General features: G+C 71.6%; 20 protein-coding genes. 11 read left to right on the top strand and 9 right to left on the bottom strand.

The features are described 5' to 3' along the window. Positions 1–127 precede the first annotated feature (127 nt). From ABD823_RS27830 to ABD823_RS27810, 5 genes are all read right to left on the bottom strand, one after another. Positions 128–1,414, bottom strand: a complete 1,287-nt coding sequence (locus ABD823_RS27830; RefSeq protein ID WP_344864695.1) for an HD-GYP domain-containing protein — start codon at positions 1,412–1,414, stop codon at positions 128–130. Beyond that, entirely contained in the window at positions 1,411–2,784 is a 1,374-nt protein-coding gene (locus ABD823_RS27825; protein ID WP_344864693.1) for an HD-GYP domain-containing protein, read from the bottom strand. Before ABD823_RS27825 ends, ABD823_RS27830 begins: the two co-directional genes overlap by 4 nt. Before the next feature lie 194 nt (positions 2,785–2,978). Then, the gene (locus ABD823_RS27820; protein ID WP_344864691.1) at positions 2,979–3,923 is read right to left on the bottom strand and encodes an NAD-dependent epimerase/dehydratase family protein; all 945 of its coding nucleotides are present in this window, start codon (positions 3,921–3,923) and stop codon (positions 2,979–2,981) included. A 128-nt stretch (positions 3,924–4,051) separates the two neighbouring features. Further along, positions 4,052–4,318 (bottom strand): mycothiol system anti-sigma-R factor, encoded by a 267-nt coding sequence (gene rsrA / locus ABD823_RS27815; protein WP_344864689.1) that lies wholly within the window; start codon positions 4,316–4,318, stop codon positions 4,052–4,054. Beyond that, a complete protein-coding gene (locus ABD823_RS27810) occupies positions 4,315–4,920 on the bottom strand; it encodes a sigma-70 family RNA polymerase sigma factor (RefSeq protein ID WP_344864687.1) in 606 nt (201 codons plus the stop codon). The genes rsrA and ABD823_RS27810 overlap by 4 nt, the downstream gene beginning before the upstream one ends. Before the next feature lie 285 nt (positions 4,921–5,205). Here ABD823_RS27810 and ABD823_RS27805 point away from each other — a divergent pair, with 285 nt between their 5' ends. Then, a complete protein-coding gene (locus ABD823_RS27805) occupies positions 5,206–5,961 on the top strand; it encodes a class I SAM-dependent methyltransferase (protein ID WP_344864686.1) in 756 nt (251 codons plus the stop codon). Here ABD823_RS27805 and ABD823_RS27800 read toward each other — a convergent pair. Both ABD823_RS27800 and ABD823_RS27795 read right to left on the bottom strand, forming a co-directional pair. Further along, positions 5,958–6,290 (bottom strand): TraR/DksA family transcriptional regulator, encoded by a 333-nt coding sequence (locus ABD823_RS27800; protein WP_344864684.1) that lies wholly within the window; start codon positions 6,288–6,290, stop codon positions 5,958–5,960. The genes ABD823_RS27805 and ABD823_RS27800 overlap by 4 nt on opposite strands. 165 nt (positions 6,291–6,455) lie before the next feature. Further along, positions 6,456–7,220 carry an SOS response-associated peptidase gene (locus ABD823_RS27795; protein ID WP_344864682.1) on the bottom strand — a complete coding sequence of 255 codons (765 nt, stop codon included), beginning with the start codon at positions 7,218–7,220 and terminating at the stop codon, positions 6,456–6,458. 171 nt (positions 7,221–7,391) lie between these two features. On the opposite strand from ABD823_RS27795, the gene aroA reads away from it, so the two are divergent. The 9 genes from aroA (at position 7,392) to ABD823_RS27750 (ending at position 16,253) form a co-directional block, all read left to right on the top strand. Then, entirely contained in the window at positions 7,392–8,672 is a 1,281-nt protein-coding gene (gene aroA / locus ABD823_RS27790) for a 3-phosphoshikimate 1-carboxyvinyltransferase (RefSeq protein ID WP_344864680.1), read from the top strand. Beyond that, a complete protein-coding gene (rsgA, locus tag ABD823_RS27785; RefSeq protein ID WP_344864739.1) occupies positions 8,669–9,754 on the top strand; it encodes a ribosome small subunit-dependent GTPase A in 1,086 nt (361 codons plus the stop codon). Before aroA ends, rsgA begins: the two co-directional genes overlap by 4 nt. A gap of 139 nt (positions 9,755–9,893) precedes the next feature. Then, a complete protein-coding gene (gene hisN / locus ABD823_RS27780) occupies positions 9,894–10,697 on the top strand; it encodes a histidinol-phosphatase (RefSeq protein WP_344864678.1) in 804 nt (267 codons plus the stop codon). 332 nt (positions 10,698–11,029) lie between these two features. Next, positions 11,030–12,136 carry a phosphate ABC transporter substrate-binding protein PstS gene (pstS, locus tag ABD823_RS27775; RefSeq protein ID WP_344864676.1) on the top strand — a complete coding sequence of 369 codons (1,107 nt, stop codon included), beginning with the start codon at positions 11,030–11,032 and terminating at the stop codon, positions 12,134–12,136. Positions 12,137–12,140: 4 nt separating this feature from the next. Beyond that, positions 12,141–13,118: a phosphate ABC transporter permease subunit PstC gene (gene pstC, locus ABD823_RS27770; protein ID WP_344864675.1), complete on the top strand. Its 978-nt coding sequence runs from the start codon at positions 12,141–12,143 to the stop codon at positions 13,116–13,118. Further along, on the top strand, positions 13,115–14,020 hold the full coding sequence (gene pstA, locus ABD823_RS27765; RefSeq protein ID WP_344864673.1) for a phosphate ABC transporter permease PstA: 906 nt from the start codon (positions 13,115–13,117) through the stop codon (positions 14,018–14,020). The genes pstC and pstA overlap by 4 nt, the downstream gene beginning before the upstream one ends. A 13-nt stretch (positions 14,021–14,033) precedes the next feature. After that, entirely contained in the window at positions 14,034–14,813 is a 780-nt protein-coding gene (pstB, locus tag ABD823_RS27760; RefSeq protein WP_344864671.1) for a phosphate ABC transporter ATP-binding protein PstB, read from the top strand. Between the two features lie 24 nt (positions 14,814–14,837). Further along, positions 14,838–15,554 carry a response regulator transcription factor gene (locus tag ABD823_RS27755; RefSeq protein ID WP_344864669.1) on the top strand — a complete coding sequence of 239 codons (717 nt, stop codon included), beginning with the start codon at positions 14,838–14,840 and terminating at the stop codon, positions 15,552–15,554. Between the two features lie 504 nt (positions 15,555–16,058). Beyond that, positions 16,059–16,253, top strand: coding sequence for a hypothetical protein (locus ABD823_RS27750; RefSeq protein WP_344864668.1), 195 nt, complete (start codon positions 16,059–16,061; stop codon positions 16,251–16,253). Positions 16,254–16,446: 193 nt separating this feature from the next. On the opposite strand, the gene ABD823_RS27745 is transcribed toward ABD823_RS27750, so the two are convergent. Both ABD823_RS27745 and ABD823_RS27740 read right to left on the bottom strand, forming a co-directional pair. Beyond that, positions 16,447–17,466, bottom strand: coding sequence for a serine hydrolase (locus ABD823_RS27745; RefSeq protein ID WP_344864666.1), 1,020 nt, complete (start codon positions 17,464–17,466; stop codon positions 16,447–16,449). Between the two features lie 124 nt (positions 17,467–17,590). Further along, positions 17,591–18,484 (bottom strand): phenylalanine 4-monooxygenase, encoded by an 894-nt coding sequence (locus ABD823_RS27740; protein ID WP_344864664.1) that lies wholly within the window; start codon positions 18,482–18,484, stop codon positions 17,591–17,593. A 119-nt stretch (positions 18,485–18,603) separates the two neighbouring features. Here ABD823_RS27740 and ABD823_RS27735 point away from each other — a divergent pair, with 119 nt between their 5' ends. Beyond that, a complete protein-coding gene (locus ABD823_RS27735; protein ID WP_344864662.1) occupies positions 18,604–19,128 on the top strand; it encodes an Lrp/AsnC family transcriptional regulator in 525 nt (174 codons plus the stop codon). Positions 19,129–19,314: the final 186 nt, after the last annotated feature.

Here is a 19,314-nt window from a genome sequence, read left to right as displayed (position 1 = left end):
GAAACTTACAATGCGCGGGGCCGGAAACCCTCGTACGACAAGCCGGGAGACGGCGTTCTGCTCACCTCGTGCCCCGGTCCCGGACGTCCCGGCGGGCCCACCGGGCCGCCTCCGTCTCCCGGACCGGTCAGTAGCGGGCGAGGCGGCCGGTGACCCGCACCAGCGCCTCGACGACGGCGGGGTCGTACTCTCCGCCGACGCCGAGGCGGAGCCGCTCCAGCGCGGCTCCGGCGCGGTCCCGGTCGGTGGAACCGCCCACCAGGTCGTCGTAGGCGTTGGCGGCCTTGATGATGCGGCTCGACAGCGGCGACCGCCGGCCGCAGGGCTCGCACTGGCGGCGGACGATCTCCGCCACCCGGTCCAGCACCCCCGTCTGCCGGATCACCTCGGCGCCCAGCTCGGCGATCCGGCGGGCCTGCGCCGGATCGGTGAGCACGGTCGCGCCGCCGGGGATCGGGTCGCGGAGCGAGAGCTGCCCGATGTCGTGCATGAGCGCGGCGTACTCCAGCTCCAGCAGCTCCGGCTCCGCCATGCCCAGCTCCCGCCCGACGGCGACCGACAGGCGGCTCACCCGGCGCGAGTGCCCCGGCTCGACGTAGCCGGCGACCTCGGTGACCTGCGCCAGCGCCCGGACGGTCTGCAGGTAGGTCGCCCGGATCCCGGCGTACTTGCGGAAGGCGACCTGGGTGACCAGCAGCGGCGCGGCGAAGACCAGCAGCGCCGCCATGTCCATGCTGTGCGAGGCGAGCGCGAGCAGGATGCCGGAGGCCGCCACGGCGACGCCCAGCGGCACGGCCATCCGCAGCTCGTCGCGGACGGCGACCCGGAACGCGGCGCGCACCTGCTCGGCCCGGATGACGGCGGCCAGCAGCACGTCGACCAGCACCGTCACCAGGATCAGCACCGCCATCACGCCCAGCGCGGGCGTCCAGCTCCCCTCGGGCGGCCGCGTCGTCTCGTGCAGCGTCCCGGCCAGCGGCCGGTAGGCGACGGCCAGCAGCGCGCCCGTGAGCAGGCGCCGGGCCATCGCGTCGAGCTGCGGCGGACGTCCCACCGCCAGGTGCGGCAGCGCCCCGGCCACCATGCCGACCGCCAGCACCGCGACGACCTGCAGGGCCGAGTGGGTCGCCGGCGTGCTGCCCATGTCGAGCAGGAGCGTGTAGCCGAGCGCGGCGGCGGCCCCGATCGGCGCCACCTCCCGGTTGCCCGGCATGGTGAGCCTGGCCAGCTCCCCGGCCGCGATCAGCGCGCCGAACCCGATCGCGAACTCCGGCTGGTGCAGCCCCACCGCGGCCGTGTAGGCCACCCCCGCCACCGCCACCAGGCCCGCCGCGGAGATGAGCAGGAGCTGGCCGGAGTCGAGCCGCCGGAACGCGCGGGCGGCCGGGAGCGCCGTACCGGCGGTGCCGGTCACCGCTCCGTCCCCATCGTCGCGTCCGACACCACCTGGATCGGGCTGGTCGGGTCGTCGTGGTCCTTGGTGGTGGTCTCCGCCGTGCCGGCCGGCGGAGCCGCCACCGGACGCGGCGACTCCCACCCGTGCCGGTCCAGGGCCTTGAGGAAGGCGTTCACCATGACCGGGTCGAACTGGGTGCCCGCGCCCTTGCGCAGCTCCTCCGTGGCCACCTCGATCGGGCGGGCGTTGCGGTAGGAGCGGTCGGAGGTCATCGCGTCGAAGGCGTCGGCCACCGCGATGATCCTGGCGAACTCCGGGATCTCGTCCCCGGCCAGCCCCATCGGGTAGCCCTTGCCGTCCTGCCGCTCGTGGTGGTGCATGATCCCGGCGAAGGCCTCGTCCAGGAAGTCGATGCCCCGCACGATCTCCAGCCCGCGCATCGGGTGGAGCTGGATGGCGGCGAACTCCTCCTCGGTGAGCGGGCCCTCCTTCTGCAGCACCTTCGTCGGCACGCCCAGCTTGCCCACGTCGTGCAGCATGCCCGCGTAGCGGATCGCCCGCAGCCGCTCCGAGCCCATCCCGATCTCCTCGGCGATCATGCCGGAGGCCCGGGAGACCCGGGTGCAGTGGCCCCGGGTGTAGTAGTCCTTGGTCTCCACCGCCTGGCAGAGCGCGGCGATCGTGGCGTCGTAGGAGCGCTGCTGGGCGTGGTACTGGCCGAAGGCCCAGCGGGCGACGAACAGCGGGATCAGCACCAGCACCGCGGCGATCGAGGCGACCGTCGCCCACAGCCCGGCGATCAGCAGGCCGAAGGTGGCGTATCCCAGGTAGGAGACCAGGAACTGGGCCAGTCCGCGCAGCGGCACCTGGTCGGCCTGGCCGGTCACCACCAGGACGCCCGCGATCAGGGCGAAGTTCAGCGGCACGAACACCGCCGCCGCCCCGGCGAACGGCACGATCAGATCACTGAAGTCGGCCCCCGCCATGCCCGGCGCGGAGGCCGGGCTGCCGAGCAGCGTCGTGTAGACCCAGCCCGCGCCGTAACCGCAGATCGCGAACTGGGCGCCGTTGAACAGCCGCTTCACCAGCGGCAGGCCGGGCCGCACGCTGAACACGGCCGTCACGCCGACGAGCGCCGCGCCCTCCGGGCCCACCAGCACCACCGCGGCGAGGGCGGCCGAGAAGCTGACCGAGACCGCGGCCTGCCTGACGCTGAGCAGCGTCGGCATCGACTCGCACACCAGGAACAGCAGGGCCAGCACCAGCAGGGTGGACCAGTCGAGCCGCTCGGTCCGGCCGCTCCCCAGCACGCCGTGGAGGAGCAGCCCGAAGGCCGTCCCGATCACGGCGACGAGGTAGACCTTGGCAAACCATGGCAGTCCACGCAATGCGGCCACCCTAGGGGTCCTACGGGCGCGTGTTCAGGTCCAGGAGATCCCCGGGTGTGCCCGGATGACCGTTTCCTTCGACATGCGCTGCCTCCACGTTGATTTCGTGTCTCAGGCTACAGAAGCGAACCGCTTCCGGCGGGATGGACCGATAATCGCAAGCAAAGCGTAACCAACCCAGCACGAGGAGTTTGTCAGCGTACCGACGAGCGGCTCCGCGCCCACTCGACGGTGGTCTTCAGCCCGGTGACCAGGTCCGTCCGGGGCCGCCAGCCGAGCGCCTCGAACGCGGGCGCCGGGTCGACCGCCATCGCGGGCAGGTCCCCCAGGCGCGCGGGGGCGCTGCCCGGCGTGTCGGGCGCCCCGGCCGTCGCCGCGACGAGGCCGTGCAGCTCGCGGTCGGTGGTCTGGATCCCGGTGCCGAGGTTGAACCGGCCGCCGCCGCCCGCCTGTCCGCAGGCCCGGGCGAAGCCGTCCACCACGTCGTCGACGTAGACGTAGTCGCGCGTCTGCGTGCCGTCGCCGTACACCACGGTGGGCGCCCCGTTGAGCAGCGCGTCGGTGAAGATCGCGACCACACCGGCCTCGCCCTCGGGCGACTGGCGGGGTCCGTACACGTTGGAGAGCACGAGCGTGGTGTAGTCGATGCCGTACAGCGCCTTGAAGGTCGCCAGGTAGACCTCCGCGCTCAGCTTGGAGGCCGCGTACGGCGAGCGCGGGTCGGTGGCCGCGCCGGCGGGGACCGGGATGACCGCGGGCCGGCCGTACACCGCGACGGAGGAGGCGAAGACGACCTTGCGCGTGCCGCCCCGCCGGGCGGCGGAGAGCACGGAGACGGTGCCCTCGACGTTCAGCCGGGCGTCGTGGACCGGGTCCGCCACGCTCCGGCGCACACTGATCTGCGCGGCGAGGTGGCAGACGACCTCGGGCCGGAACTCCTCGGCCAGGTCGGCCAGCGCGGGGTCGCGGACGTCCATCTCGTGCATGCCGAAGCGCGGGTTCCGCTCCGCGTCCGCGAGATTGGCCCGGCTCCCCGAGGAGAGGTCGTCCACGACCCCCACCTCGTGTCCGTCGGCCAGCAGCCGGTCCACCAGGTTGGACCCGATGAACCCCGCTCCTCCGGTGACGAGTATCCGCATGCCGCTCCCCGTTCGTCGTCACGAGGCCGCGGCCGGGCGCGCCGGATGTCCTCACCACGCGCGGGAGGGCCTCGCCGACATCGCCCCGTGCGGCCCGTACGGCCGTTGTCGTACGGGAATCCTAGAGGTCAGGAGGTCAGTTCGCTGCGCACCTGGTCGATCCGGTTGAGGACCTTGGCCCTCAGGTCGTCGGGGACCTGCTCGCAGCCGCAGTGCTTGGCCACGAGCTGTTTGACCACCTGCTCCAGGCCGTACTCCTTCAGGCAGGGGCCGCACTCGTCCAGGTGCTGGCGGATGTCGACGCAGTTGCCCTCGTCGAGCTCGCCGTCGAGGTAGTTGTAGACCTTGTCCAGTACCTCACGACAGTCGGTGTCGTGGTGCTCTCCACAGCTCACTGTGCACCCTCCGCAGGAACCAGGCCACGCTCCCGGGCGTAGTCCTCGAGTTGCGTCCGCAGCTGCCGGCGTCCGCGGTGGAGCCTCGACATCACGGTCCCGATCGGGGTCCCCATGATGTCGGCGATCTCCTTGTAGGGGAAGCCCTCGACGTCGGCGAGGTAGACCGCGATCCGGAAGTCCTCCGGGAGCGCGGCCAGCGCGTCCTTGACGTCGCTGTCGGGAAGGTGCTCGAGCGCCTCGATCTCGGCCGACTTCAGCCCCGCCGAGGTGTGCGACTCGGCCCTGGCCAGCTGCCAGTCCTCGATCTCCTCCGCGCCCGACTGCTTCGGCTCCCGCTGCTTCTTGCGGTAGCTGTTGATGAAGGTGTTGGTGAGGATGCGGTAGAGCCAGGCCTTGAGGTTCGTGCCTTCCTGGAACTGGTGGAAGGACGCGAACGCCTTCGCGAAGGTCTCCTGGACGAGGTCTTCGGCGTCGGCGGCGTTCCTGGTCATCCGGAGCGCGGCGGAGTAGAGCTGGTCGAGATAGGGCAGCACATCCCGCTCGAACCGCTGGCTCCGCTGCTCCAGAGTCTCCGCGTCTGTCGCAGGGACCGGACCCACCCCCTTAAGATCTCCGGAGTCCGGCTCACGCGGGACACCGTACAGAGCGGAGGATACCCGCTCGGCGGTGGACGGCCGATCGCCGGGGTGGACGGCGGTTTCGATCAAGGCGAGCATTCGCTGGGCCAACCTCCCGAAAGGATCTGCGCTGTTCGTTGGCAACACGCCCGCCCGGCCGTCTGTTCCCGCAAGATAGAAGGTGACGAACGAGCCGGTACGGGGAAAAACATACGTACCGGCAGGTAGCTTCAGACCACCGGAGAACCCCGACGCCAGGAGCCGCTTGTGCTGCCCATCCCGGCCGAAGAGCTGAACGGCTCAGGAACGCTCGGGCCGTACTGGACCTTTTACCGCGCGGTCGTCGCCGAGCAGCTGAACCGCTGGCTGCCCCGCACCCCGTCCACCATCCTCGACCTGTCCCGCGGACAGGGCCGCTGGTCCGCCCAGGCGGCGCGCGCCGGGCACCGGGTGATCGAGGTGGTCGACTTCCGCAAGACGCTGGCGGCCGACGCCGGACCGGTCCTGCGGGACGCCGACCGGGTCCGCCGGGTCCGCGCCGACGACCTGCGCTTCCTCCCCGACGGCAGCATGGACGCCGTGCTCGCCGAGGACCGGGCGATGTCCCTGGAGCTCATGGCCGAGTCCGCGGTCGGCGACATCGCCCGGGTGCTGCGCCCCGGCGGCCGGGCACTGGTCTGCGTCGACTCGCTGGTGCTGGGCATGGCGATCCTCGCCGAGCAGAACTACTGGGCCCACCTCCGCCAGACCGGCGAGGTCATGCTCGTGCCCTGGCCCGACGGGAGCATCACCCGCTGCTTCAGCAGCACGCAGCTGCGCGAACTGCTGGTCGAGGCCGGGCTGGAGGTCGAGTGGATCCGGCCGCGGACCGTCCTGTCGCCCTCGGCGGTCGACCACGTGCTCGCGTCCGACTCCCGCGCGCTGAACTGGCTGGTCCGCACCGAGCTGGAGGCCCACCCGGACGACGACGACACCGTGGGCATCCACCTCGTGGCCAGCGCCCGCCGACCCGAGGACTCCTAGCGGCGGCGCTCCTTCCTCGACTGGCACTGCACGCACCGGGCGGCCTCCGGGCGCGCCTCCAGCCTGCCCTCCGGCACGGACGTGCCGCAGTCCACGCACAGGCCGTAGCGCCCGTCGTCGATCCGCTTGAGCGCCTCCAGGACGGAACGGCGCTGCCGGACGGCCACGTCCAGCATGGCCCTGGCCCGGTCGGCCTCGGTCAGCACGGCCCCGGCGTCGGCCGCGGACCGATCGTGGAAGGCGGAGGGGTCTCCTCTGAGGATCCCGATGGACCGGTCGAGCTCGCTGAGCATGGTCTCCAGGCGCATGCGCGCGGTCGCGTCGTTCACGAGCGCACCTCCGGGATGCGGGGGCTGCCCCGGCGGGATTCCCCGGATCTCCCGCCGGGCACGGGGGACGGCTTGGGTCGCGTCACCTCACGCGGCGCGCGGAGGTTCCGCTTTCCTCACCGGATGCCCGCTCAGCACGGTTTTTACACCGGCCACCGGCTCTTTTCAGAAGAGAGCCGACTCCTTTCCCCCTTCTTCACGCAGCGGCTCGACCAGCTCCGGCCCGTTGTTGCGGACGGAGTTCACCGCGGTCGAGACGGGGTGGATCGCAAGCCCCGTGGAGCCGGCCGGGATCAGGAACTCCCGCGCGTCGCGGACCCCCGGGTCGAGCCAGTCGCCCCACCGGTCGCGCTCGATCAGCATCGGCATGCGGTCGTGCACCTTGCCCGCCTCGTCCACCGCGGTGGTGGTGATGACCGTGCAGGTCGCCAGCCACGCGTCCGGGTCGTCGTCGGGCCGCCCCCGATCGCGCCAGAACTCGTACAGCCCCGCCATCGCCATGACGGAGCCGTCGGCCGGCCGGATGAAGTAGGGCTGCTTCTTCGGCCTGCCCCCGGCGCCGGTCTCCTCCAGCACGGCCCACTCGTAGTAGCCGTCGGCCGGGATCAGGCAGCGGCGCCCGGCGAACGCCCGGCGGAACGACGGCTTCTCGGCCACGGTCTCCACCCGCGCGTTGATCATTTTGGCGCCGATGGACGGATCCTTGGCCCACGACGGCACCAGCCCCCAGCGCAGCACGCGCAACTGGCGCACCGGCCGGGCCTCCTCCGCCGCCTCCTTGGGCGCCCGGCTGAGCACCGCGTAGACCGGCTTGGTCGGCGCGACGTTGTAGTCGGGCCTCAGCTCGGATCCGTCGGCGCCGTCGAGCTCCACCTCGAACTCCTCCAGCAGCTGCCGCTTGCTCCGCGCAGCCGCGAATCTCCCGCACATACCCCCACTCTGCCACCTTCCGGCGCACCCGGCCCGGACCGGTCCGCGGACCGTCCCGGAGGCCTCCTTCCGGCTGGCCGCGCCCCGGGCGCCGGCCCCTCCCCTCCCGCGACACCCCCGTCCGCACCCGGCGTTTCCCGCCCGGCGAGCCGCTCTCGGTAGGCTCGTGGCATGTCGTCCGCTCCGCTGTGGCCCGCCCCGACCGCGACCCGTCCCGTCCACGCGACCGTCCCGGTCCCGGGTTCGAAGTCCGTGACCAACCGCGCGCTGCTGCTGGCCGCGCTCGCCGACGGCCCCGGCACCGTACGGCTGGCGCTGCGCAGCCGCGACTCCGACCTGATGGCCGACGCCCTGCGCACGCTCGGCGCCACGATGACCTCCTCCGGAGAGAGCGGCTCCAGCCTCGACTGGGCCGTCGTCCCCGGGCCGGTCACCGGCGGAGGCCGCATCGACGTGGGCCTGGCCGGCACCGTCATGCGCTTCGTGCCGCCGGTGGCCGCGCTCGCCGACGGCGAGGTCTCCTTCGACGGCGACCCGCACGCGCGCAAGCGCCCGATGGGGGTGATCCTCGCCGCGCTGCGGGCGCTGGGCGCGCACGTCACGGGCGACGCGCTGCCGTTCACGATCCGCGGGCCGCTGACCGGCGGCGAGGTCGTGCTCGACGCGTCCGGTTCCTCGCAGTTCCTCTCCGGCCTGCTGCTGGCCGCCGCGCGCTTCCCCAAGGGGGTGACGGTCCGGCACTCCGGACCGCCGGTCCCGTCGCAGCCGCACATCCGGATGACGGTCCAGATGCTCCGCGAGCGCGGCGTGCACGTCGACGACTCCGAGCCGGACGTCTGGCGGGTCGAGCCCGGCACGATCCGGGCCACCGACTTCACCGTGGAGCCCGACCTGTCCAACGCGGCGCCGTTCCTGTCGGCGGCGATGGTCACCGGCGGCACGGTCGTCATCCCCGGCTGGCCCTCCGCCACGACGCAGCCCGGCGACCGGCTCCGGGAGATCCTGTCCGACATGGGCGCCTCCGTCGCGTTCACCGCCGACGGGCTGGCGGTGACCGGCACCGGCCGCGTCCGCGGCATCGACGCCGACCTGCGCGACGTCGCCGAGCTCACCCCGACGATCGCCGCGCTCGCCGCGCTCGCCGACTCCCCCAGCCGGATCCGCGGCGTCGCGCACATCCGCGGGCACGAGACCGACCGGCTGGCGGCGCTGGCCGCCGAGATCAACGGCCTCGGCGGTGACGTGGACGAGACCGAGGACGGGCTGGAGATCCGGCCGCGCCCGCTGCGCGGCGGGGTGTTCCACTCCTACGCCGACCACCGCATGGCCACCGCCGGCGCGGTGATCGGCCTGGCCGTGCCGGGGGTCCAGGTGGAGGACATCGCCACCACGGGTAAGACCCTGCCGGAGTTCGCCTCCATGTGGGCGCGGATGTTGGGAGGCGACCGCTGAGAAGGCGGGAGTACGACGAGGACGACGTCAGGGTCCGGCCGGGGAAGGGCTCCCGGCCCCGGACCCGGATCCGCCCTGCGCACGAGGACGCCGTCCAGGGGTTCGTCGTGGGCGTCGACCGCGGCCGCTACACGTGCCTGGTGACCGACGGGGCCGGCCGCGGCGGCCGCCGCGGCTCCCGGGAGCGCGGTGGCCGGGCCGCCAAGGCGCAGGCGGGCGGCACGCTGGTGGTGGCGATGAAGGCCCGCGAGCTCGGCCGCAAGGGCATCGTGGTCGGCGACCGGGTCGCGCTGGTGGGCGACGTCTCCGGCAGGCCCGACACGCTGGCCCGCGTCGTCCGAGTGGAGCCGCGCGCCTCGATGCTCCGCCGCTCCGCCGACGACACCGACGACACCGACGGCATCGAGCGGCCCGTCGTCGCCAACGCCGACCAGCTGGTGATCGTCGTGGCGCTGGCCGACCCGCCGCCCCGTCCCCGCATGATCGACCGCATGCTCGTGGCGGCCTACGACGCCGACATCGAGCCGTTGCTCTGCCTGACCAAATCCGACCTCGCCTCGCCGGAGGAGATCGTCTCGCTGTACGCGCCGCTCGGCCTGCCGTACGTGGTGGTGCACAAGGGCGGCGAGCTCGACGAGTTGCGGGAGCGGCTGCGCGACCGGATCAGCGTGCTCGTGGGGCACTCCGGAGTGGGCAAGTCCACCCTGGTGAACACCCTTGTGCCGCACGCCAACCGGGCCGTCTCGCACGTCAACGCGGTGACCGGCCGGGGCCGGCACACCTCCACCTCGGCCGTGGCGCTGGAACTGCCGGAGGGCGGCTGGATCATCGACACCCCCGGCGTGCGCAGCTTCGGCCTGGCGCACATCTCGGCCGAGACCGTCGTGGCGGGCTTCCCCGACCTGGTCGAGGGCACGGTCGGGTGCCCCAAGGGCTGCACCCACCTGGGCGAGGACTGCGCGCTGGACGCGTGGACGGCCGCCGGTCACGCCGACCCGGCCCGGCTGGACTCGCTGCGCCGCCTGCTGTCCAGCCGCGAGGGCGCCGCCGACGACGACCGGCGCCCGGACGACCTGCCCTGACCTTCCCTACGGCCGGCGCCCCCTCCCACCGGACCCCGCGTCACGGCCCGGCGGGCGCCCCGGGGCCCGCCGCGGCCCGGGGCGCCCGATCCGTCTCCCCCTCTCCTGCCCCGGGCCGCCGACGCGGTAGCGTTCCCCCGTGACGGGTTACAACGACGACCTCAGGCTCGCCCACGTCATGGCCGACGCCGCCGACGACCTGACCCTGCGCCGGTTCAAGGCGGTGGACCTGCGGGTCGAGACCAAGCCCGACCTGACCCCGGTGAGCGACGCCGACCGGGCGGTCGAGGAGGCGATCCGGAACACGCTCCGCCGGGCCCGGCCCCGGGACGCCATCGTCGGCGAGGAGTTCGGCACGACCGGGCACGGCGCCCGGTCGTGGATCATCGACCCGATCGACGGCACGAAGAACTACGTGCGCGGCGTCCCCGTCTGGGCCACGCTCATCGCCCTGATGGACGCCGGCCGCGTCGTCGTCGGCCTGGTCTCCGCGCCGGCGCTCGGCCGCCGCTGGTGGGCCGCCCGCGACGGCGGCGCCTGGACCGGCAGGAGCCTGACCAAGGCCACCCGCTGCCAGGTCTCCTCCGTCGCCCGGCTGGAGGACGCCTCCTTCTCCTACTCCAGCCTGGGCGGCTGGGAGGAGGCCGGCAGGCTCGACCACTTCCTCGGCCTGACCCGCTCGGTCTGGCGCACCCGCGCCTACGGCGACTTCTGGTCGCACATGATGGTCGCCGAGGGGGCGGTCGACCTGTCCGCCGAGCCCGAGCTCTCCCCATGGGACATCGCGGCCCTGACCGTGATCGTGGAGGAGGCCGGCGGCATCTGGACCGACCTGTCCGGCGTCCCCGGCCTGGACGGCGGGAGCCTGGTCTGCACCAACGGCGCCCTGCACGGCGAGGTCCTCAAGCGCCTCGGCGGCGGCCCGCTCACCCTTCCCGTCTGACCCGCCCGTCCCGGTCGGCCCGGCCGCCTGTCGGCCCCGCCCGGCCCCCGCACCGGCGGCCGGGCGGGCCCGGCGCGCACACCGCCGTCCCCGCGCGGGGACGCGCCCGCCTCCCTTTCGGGGAACGTTCCAGAACCGGCCGGTGAAACGCTCCAACGCCGCCCCGCCCCGGCCCGCCGACGCCCGTCCCGGACAGGTTTCCCCTGCTCAGGACCACTGCCACACGGGTGACCGGACACATTCATCTCCCGTTCACCTTTACTCGGGCTTTGAGTCACTTTGCCTCCCTACTGTCCTGAAGCGTTGAAGGACTTAGTGGGAGGAACCCAACCGTGAAGTATGCAGGCCGGCTCGCCGCGGTCACCCTCGCCGGCGCGCTCTCGCTCGCTGCGTGCGGCACCGATAACAACACCCCCGGCTCCGACACCTCCGCCGCGGCGGCCACGGGGAGCTCGGATTCCGGCCTCAGCGGTACGATCAACGCCGCCGGCTCTTCCGCGCAGGCCAACGCCATCGACGAGTGGAAGAAGAAGTTCCAGCAGGCCAACCCCGGGGTGAGCCTCAACTACCAGCCCAGCGGCTCCGGCGCCGGCATCCAGGCGTTCATCCAGGGCACGGTCGCGTTCGCCGGCTCCGACTCCGCGCTCAACGAGGAGAAGGGCGAGCCCGCCCAGGCGGACGCCCGCTGCAAGACCGGCAAGGCCATCAACATCCCGATGGTGACCGGCCCGGTGGCCGTCGTCTACAACCTGGAGGGCGTGGACGGGCTGCAGCTCTCCCCCAAGACCCTGGGCAAGATCTTCAACAGCGAGATCACCAAGTGGGACGACGCGGCGATCAAGGCCGACAACCCCGACGCCCAGCTGCCCTCGACCCCGATCCAGGCGTTCCACCGCTCGGACGAGTCGGGCACCAGCGACAACTTCACGAAGTTCCTCGCCAAGACCGCTGACTGGCCGCACGAGCCGGCCAAGGCCTGGCCGGCCGAGGCCAAGGGCCAGGGCGCCAAGGGCTCCGACGGCATCGCCCAGTCGGTGAAGTCGACGCCGGGCGCGATCAGCTACGTCGAGCTGTCCTACGCCGAGAACTCCGGCCTGCAGAAGGCCAAGGTCGCCAACGGCTCCGGCGAGTTCGTCGAGCTGACCCCCGAGAGCGCGGGCAAGACCGTCGAGGCCGCCGAGATCACCGGCACCGGCAACGACCTCAAGCTCAGCATCGACTACGCCACCAAGGCCGCGGGCGCGTACCCGATCGTTCTGGTGACCTACGAGATCACCTGCGAGAAGGGCCTCTCCCCCGAGGAGGCGAAGCTCGTCAAGTCCTTCCTCGGCTACACCGCCAGCGACGAGGGCCAGGCCGTCCTGAAGGACCTGGGCTACGCCCCGCTGCCGCCGGCCATGCTCACCAAGGTCCGCACCGCCATCGAGGCGATCTCCTAATCCGATGGCGACCGACGTTCGTACCCGTGACGGCGGGCCGGCCCTGAGCCGGTCCGCCTCGCGGCGCAGCCGCGGTGAAGCCCCCTTCCGCTACGCCTCCACCGGCGCCGGAGTCTTCCTCCTGGTGATCATGGCGGCCATCGCCGTCTTCCTCATCGTCGAGGCGGTCCCGGCCCTGCAGGCGAACAAGGGCAGCTTCTTCACCGACCTCACCTGGGAGCCGAACAGCACCGGGTCCTTCGGCATCGCCGCCCTGGCGTTCGGGACCGTCATGAGCTCCGTGCTCGCCCTCGTCATCGCGGTGCCGGTGGCGGTGGGCGTTGCCCTGTTCATCTCCCACTACGCCCCGCGCCGGATGGCCGGGGTCCTGGGATACGTCATCGACCTGCTCGCGGCCGTCCCCAGCGTCGTGTACGGCCTGTGGGGCGTCATCTTCCTCGTCCCCTTCATCCAGGGCCCGTCGGAGTTCCTCAACGAGTACCTCGGGTTCATCCCGCTGTTCGACGGCGACATCGTCGCGGGCCGCTCGATGCTGACCGCGTCGGTCGTCCTGGCGATCATGATTCTGCCGATCATCGCGGCGATCTCCCGGGAGGTCTTCCTCCAGGTGCCGAAGACGCACGAGGAGGCGGCGCTCGCCCTCGGCGCGACCCGCTGGGAGATGATCAGAACCGCGGTGCTCCCGTTCGGCCGCCCCGGAGTGATCAGCGCGGCCATGCTCGGTCTCGGCCGTGCCATGGGAGAGACGATCGCCGTCGCGCTCATCTTCCCGGCGACGTTCGGGATCAGCTTCGAGATCCTCACCCCGCAGGGCAACAGCATCGCCGCCAACATCGCCAACGGCTTCGGCGAGGCCACCGACATCGGACGCGGCGCCCTGATCGCGTCGGGTCTGGTGCTGTTCGTCATCACGCTGCTCGTGAACATGGGCGCACGCATGATCGTCGCCCGCCGCAAGGAGTACTCGGGGGCCGCCGCATGACCGCAGTCCAGCACGCCGGGATCCGCCGCGGCGGAATCCAGCGCATCTCGGCCGCACGGCGGTTCAAGGACCGGTTCGTCCAGGCACTCGTGTACCTGGCGTTCGCCCTCGCCCTGGTGCCGCTGGTCGCCGTCCTCTGGATGGTGATCGCGAACGGTCTCGCCCGCTTCGACATGGAGTTCCTCACCCACTCCATGCGCAACATCGGGGCCACCGACGCCGGGGGCGGCGCCTACCACGCCATCCTCGGCACCCTGGAGCAGGTCCTGCTGGCCTCGGCCATCTCCATCCCGGTCGGCCTGCTCACCGCGATCTACCTGGTCGAGTACGGCGAGGGCGGGCGCCTGGGCCGGGCGATCAGCTTCTTCGTGGACGTCATGACCGGCATCCCGTCCGTGGTCTCCGGCCTGTTCATCCTGGCCTTCTGGGTCCTCGCCCTGGGCATGCCGTTCTCCGGCTTCGCGGGCGCGCTGGCCCTGTCGATCCTGATGATGCCGACCGTGGTCCGCTCCGCGGAGGAGATGCTGCGCCTGGTCCCCAACGACCTGCGCGAGGCCTCCTACGCCCTGGGCGTGCCCAAGTGGCGCACGATCATCAGGGTCGTGCTGCCGACCTCGTTCACCGGCATCGCCACCGGCGTCATGCTCGCCATCGCCCGTGTCGCGGGTGAGACCGCTCCCCTGCTCCTCACGGTCTTCTTCACGGACTCCATCAACGCGGACCCGTTCAACGGCCCGCAGATGGGCCTGCCGCTCTATGTCTTCGACCAGGCGGCCCGCCCCACGGACACCGCCATCGACCGCGCATGGGCCGGAGCCCTCACCCTCATTCTGATCGTCATGCTGCTCAACCTGGTGGCGCGCTTCATCGCCTGGTGGCGCTCGCCCTCCGGGAAGAGCTAGGAGGAAAGCCGAAATGAGCCAGCAGATCCAGGTTTCCGGCCTCGACGCGTACTACGGCAAGCACAAGGCGATCGAGGACATCTCGATGACGATCGAGCCGCAGTCGATCACCGCCTTCATCGGCCCGTCGGGGTGCGGCAAGTCCACCTTCCTCAGGACGCTCAACCGGATGCACGAGGTCATCCCGGGCGCCCGGGTCGAGGGGAAGGTCCTGCTCGACGGCGAGGACCTCTACGCCGCCGACGTCGAGCCGGTGTCCGTGCGCCGGATGATCGGCATGGTCTTCCAGCGCCCCAACCCCTTCCCCACGATGTCGATCTACGAGAACGTGGCGGCCGGCCTCCGTCTCAACGGCAGCAAGCACTCCAAGTCCGAGCTGGACGGCATCGTCGAGACCTCGCTGAAGGGCGCCAACCTCTGGAACGAGGTCAAGGACCGGCTCAACAAGCCCGGCGCCGGGCTGTCGGGCGGTCAGCAGCAGCGGCTGTGCATCGCCCGGGCCATCGCGGTCCAGCCCGAGGTCCTGCTGATGGACGAGCCGTGCTCGGCGCTGGACCCGATCTCCACCCTGGCGATCGAGGACCTGATGATGGAGCTGAAGAACAAGTTCACGATCGTGATCGTGACCCACAACATGCAGCAGGCCGCGCGGGTCAGCGACCGCACGGCGTTCTTCAACCTCGCGGGGCAGGGCCAGCCGGGCAGGGTCATCGAGATGGACGAGACCACTCGCATCTTCACCAACCCCGCGCAGAAAGCCACCGAAGACTACATCACCGGCCGTTTCGGATAACTCGACCATATTTGGAGGACCCGGGTGATCCAGCCGCAGATGGCACCCGACGTGGACGGGGACACACGGACATCGCCCATGCTGCTGGTGGCCGATCCGGAGTCACCCCTGGTCGAGGAGCTCGCCGCGACCCTGGAACGCGAGGGAGTGGAGGTCCTGGGCGTCCCCGACGGGGCCCAGGCGTTGCTGCAGGCCGGAGCGCTCCGGCCTGACGTCGTGCTCGTCAGCGCCTCCCTCCCCGTCATCGGGGCGGTGGAGTTCATCCGCACGGTACGGCTGACGCGGAACGTCCCCGTCCTGCTCGGTGTGGGCGAGGGCCACGCCGAGCAGGCGGTGCAGGCGCTGGCGGCCGGCGCCACGGCCTGCGTGGCACGGCCGTACCGGGTGCCGGAGCTGCTCCCCCTGCTACAGGCCGCGGTCTCCGGCGATTCAGGGGCTCGCCGGACGCTGGTGGTCGGCAATGTGGAGCTCGACGTCAACGCCTACCAGGTGCGGGTGGACGGCCGGGTCGTCCACCTGCCGCTGCGCGAGTTCGAACTGCTCCACTACCTGATGCGCAACGCGCACCGCACGGTCACCCGCGAGCAGATCATGCGGCACGTGTGGAACTCCACCGACACCACCTCGACCAACACCATCGCGGTGCACGTCAAACGGCTGCGCGCCCGGCTCGGGGACACCGACGACCGGCTCATCCAGACCGTGCGCGGGGTGGGCTACCGCCTGGTCGAGAGCTCCTGACGGATCGGCCGCCGGCCCGGCGGCCGAGGAGGACGTCCCCGTTCCCGCCGGACGCGCGCCCATCCGCCGCCGGGCGCGCGTCCGGCGGGAACGGGGAGACCCCGCGGGCACCGGTGTGCGCATCGCGGCGCACCGGGAGAGCCGGCCCGCCGGCGGACGGGGACCGGGCGGGCGGCGCGGCCCGCCCGGTCCTTTCCTCGTGCCCGGTCCCGCGCCCGGACGGCGACCTCCGACTACGCAAAACGGTCGGCCAACACAATTCCCTCCCATCACTGCGAAACGGCGGAATCATCTCGGGGCGGCGGTACCAATCGGTCGGCCGCAACCAATTCGGGATCACTTCCAAAGAAGCGCCATCACCCCTTGACCGAAACATGGCGCTAATTCGTTGAAGCGATGCGGCCAGTGCGAGATGTTTATTCGCGACAACGAGCGGTCAGCCGAACACGGCTTACAGCAGGAGTCTCCAGAAGTTCCCCGTTTCGTTTCCATGGAGGAAGCATCATGATCCGTCGTATTCTCGCCGGTACGGCCATCGCCGGTATCGCCGCCTTCGCGGGCCTGGCCACGGCCGGTGTCGCGTCCGCGGGTGACTGGGACGACCGTCGTCCCGGCTTCACCTACGTCGACGACAGCAACCACAACGAGATCCTGAACGACCTCATCGACCTCGCCCTTCTCGGCATCATCGAGAACTGAGCTTCTCGCTGAGGCGATGACGCGCATCCGGCACGGCATGCCGGATGGTGCCGCCTGGAGACGGTCCGCGTCCGGGTTTTCCTGGCCGGCCGGAAACAACCTGATGTGAACCATCTCGAAAACGGCACGGAAGCCCCTGGCGTGAGTGTTGTCTGGCCAACGACTCACACGCCGGGGGCTTTTTGCCGTCCCGTCATTCCTCCGACCCTTTTCTGAGGGCCCTGCGGTTTCCCTTGCCGGGGCATTCCGCCTCCCCGCGGAAGGCGGACAGGATCCGCTCCGCCACGCCCTCGACCGCGGTCACGCCCGCGGCCATCCTCCTGTTGCCCTCGGACAGGACCGCCACCGCGTAGTCGTGCCCGAAGCCCCTGATCAGCCCCGCGCTCACCACCACCCAGCGCCCGTCGGACACGCGCCGCAGCCAGCCGTTCTTGAGCGCCACCCGCTCCCCGGGACAGGCCGCAGCGCTGATGCCCCAGCGCTGCTCGGGGATCACCTCCTCCATCAGCCGGAGCACCCGCTCCCGGTCCTCCCGCGCCAGTGGGCCGCGCTCCGTGGCCAGCGCCTCGAGCAAGCGGAGCTGGTCCTCCGCGGTGGTCCGGGTGATGCCCCAGCAGTACAGGTCGACGCAGCGCCCCGACGGCGCGTGGGTGCGCTCGAGCCCGAGTCTCCTGTTCGCCTCGGCCAGCCCCGCTTCCAGGCCGATGCTCTCGTACAGCCGGTCGGCGGCGTGGTTGTCGCTGAGGCGGATCATCCGGTCCGCGTCGCGCCGGGCCCGTGCGTCCAGCGCCTTCCAGGGCGTGTCGAGCAGCAGGGCCGCCAGGATGTTCACCTTGGAGGTGCTGGCCGTGAGCAGTCGCAGGTCGCCGCGGTAGTGGTAGTCCCGTCCGGTGGACAGGTCCCGCGCCGCGGCCGTGAGGCGGCCGCCGTACCCGGCCAGGGAGCGGTCGATGGCCCGGGTGAGTGCGGACCCGGAGACCTCCGGCGGCTCCGGCGGCACGGGCCCCGGCCGCGGGATTCCTGCGGCCGGGAAGAGCGGGGACAGCGGCGCGAACGGGGCAGGCGGTGCCGGCACGGCCGACGGCGGCGTCCACGTCTCCGCCTCGGCGGGCCGGTCCGCCCCCGGCGGGGCGGTCCGCTGCAGCGCGCACCCGCACGCCAGCGCGGAGACCAGCACGGCCGCAGCGGCGACCGGAGTTCGCGAACCAGTCATGTTCCCCACCACCCCACATATGCCGCAAATCGGGCTTACCCAATTAACGCGACATGCGACGGGGCGGTGGAAGAGCACCTGCCGAACCCGGGACGTTCCCTGGTACGGCAGGCCCGCGGGCGGCCTAGCTTTGACGCGCGCCGGCGATTAGCCGGAGGATGCTGTCGTCGTCGCAGCTCTCCCAGAATCCGCCGACGGCGTCCTCCAGGTGCTCCAGCGAGTCCGCGCGGAACAGCACGTCCTGGTACTTCGTGATGTCGTACTGCGTGGTCCCCATCGCGGCGATGTCCAGCGGACGGATGTCCATCCCCCGGAACTCCTCGATCTCGCCGTAGGACGACAGGATGCCCGCGCCGTACGCGCGCAGCTCGCCCCCGTCGGTCATCACCCCGAACTCCAGGGTGAACCAGAAGACCTTCGAGACGAACTCCAGCGCCTCGTCGCTCTCGACCCGCCGCGCGGCCTGGCCGGCCAGCCGGTACAGCGCCGCGTACCGGTCGGAGGCGAGCGCGTTGGCGTGCCCGATCACCTCGTGGATCACGTCGGGCTCGGGGGTGTAGAGCGGCGTGGAGTGGTGGCGGATGTACTGCGTCGAGTGGAAGAGGCCGTCCGCCAGGACTCCGTAGAAGTCCCGGAGCGGCACCAGACCGGCCGCCGGCAGGTAGCGGAAGCCGGTGAGCGGCGCCAGCAGGTCGCCGACCTCCTGAAGCTGCGGGATGCGGTCGGCGGGCAGCCCCAGCCGCTCGACGGCCCGCAGATACTCGGCGGTCGCGTACTTGCGGTGCTTGACGGCCAGCTCCCGGCTGACGAGGGCCCACACCTCGTGCTCCTGCTCGGTGTACTCGGCCGTCGGGATGGGCGTGCCGGGCACGTAGTCCAGCGCGAGCGCGGCGATGGCGTTGCGGCGGGCCCGGTAGACGGGATCGGAGAAGCCAGGGTGACTCGCGGCGAGCTGGACCTCGACCGTACCGTCGTCCCGAGTCGCCACCGGCGCGAAGTACTGTGCTTCCTCGAACATGAAGAAATGACAGCAATTCACGGATTCGCTGGCAAGAGCGAGCATTTGGAGTAGGCGATTCGCGCAAGATCGACCGGTCATACCTGGTTCGGACTGGTCAGATCGCCTAGTGTGACGCCATGCACATCGATGAGCTGGACAGCCGCCTCCTGGTGACCATGCGCGCCAACCCGCGGATCGGGCTCACCGAGCTCGCCCGCCTGCTCGGGGTGGCACGCGGCACCGTCCAGGCGCGGGTGGAGAAGCTCACCGCGCGCGGCGTCATCGCCGACTTCGGTCCCACCGTCGTCCCCGAGGGCATCGGCTACCCGATCCTGGCCTTCGTCTCCCTGCAGATCGCCCAGGGCCGTCTGGCCGAGGCCGTACAGGCGCTGCAGGACCTCCCGGAGATCCTCGAGGTGTACGGCACCAGCGGCCAGTCCGACCTGCTCTGCCGCGTGGTGGCACGGAGCACCCCCGATCTGCAGGAGATCATCGCCCGCATCCTGACCTCGCCGGCCGTGCAGCGCACCGACACCACGGTCGCGCTCTCCGTCCAGGTCCCCTTCCGGATCGAACCGCTGCTCGAAGCCGCCCCCGGACGTGTCACCGGCGACCTTCCGGCGGTCCCCGTCACCACGGCCCACAGGAAGACGAACCGGTGACCGCCGGCCGCGCTGGGCGGCTTCTCCAGGAAAAGGACGCGAACGCCGAGGAGTCTCCGGCCGTGGGCGGACCCGGTCTACGGCCGGGGCCGATCCTGCCCTCCGCACGCGCCCCCGGGAAGCACACGGAAAAAAAGGGGGCCGCCCCGGAAGACGACCCCCCACACCCCGAAAACAGAAAGGGCC

The sequence above is a fragment of the Planomonospora alba genome (assembly GCF_039534085.1).
Classification (GTDB): Bacteria; Actinomycetota; Actinomycetes; order Streptosporangiales; family Streptosporangiaceae; genus Planomonospora_B; species Planomonospora_B alba.
This window is presented reverse-complemented; position numbering and strand designations above follow the sequence as displayed.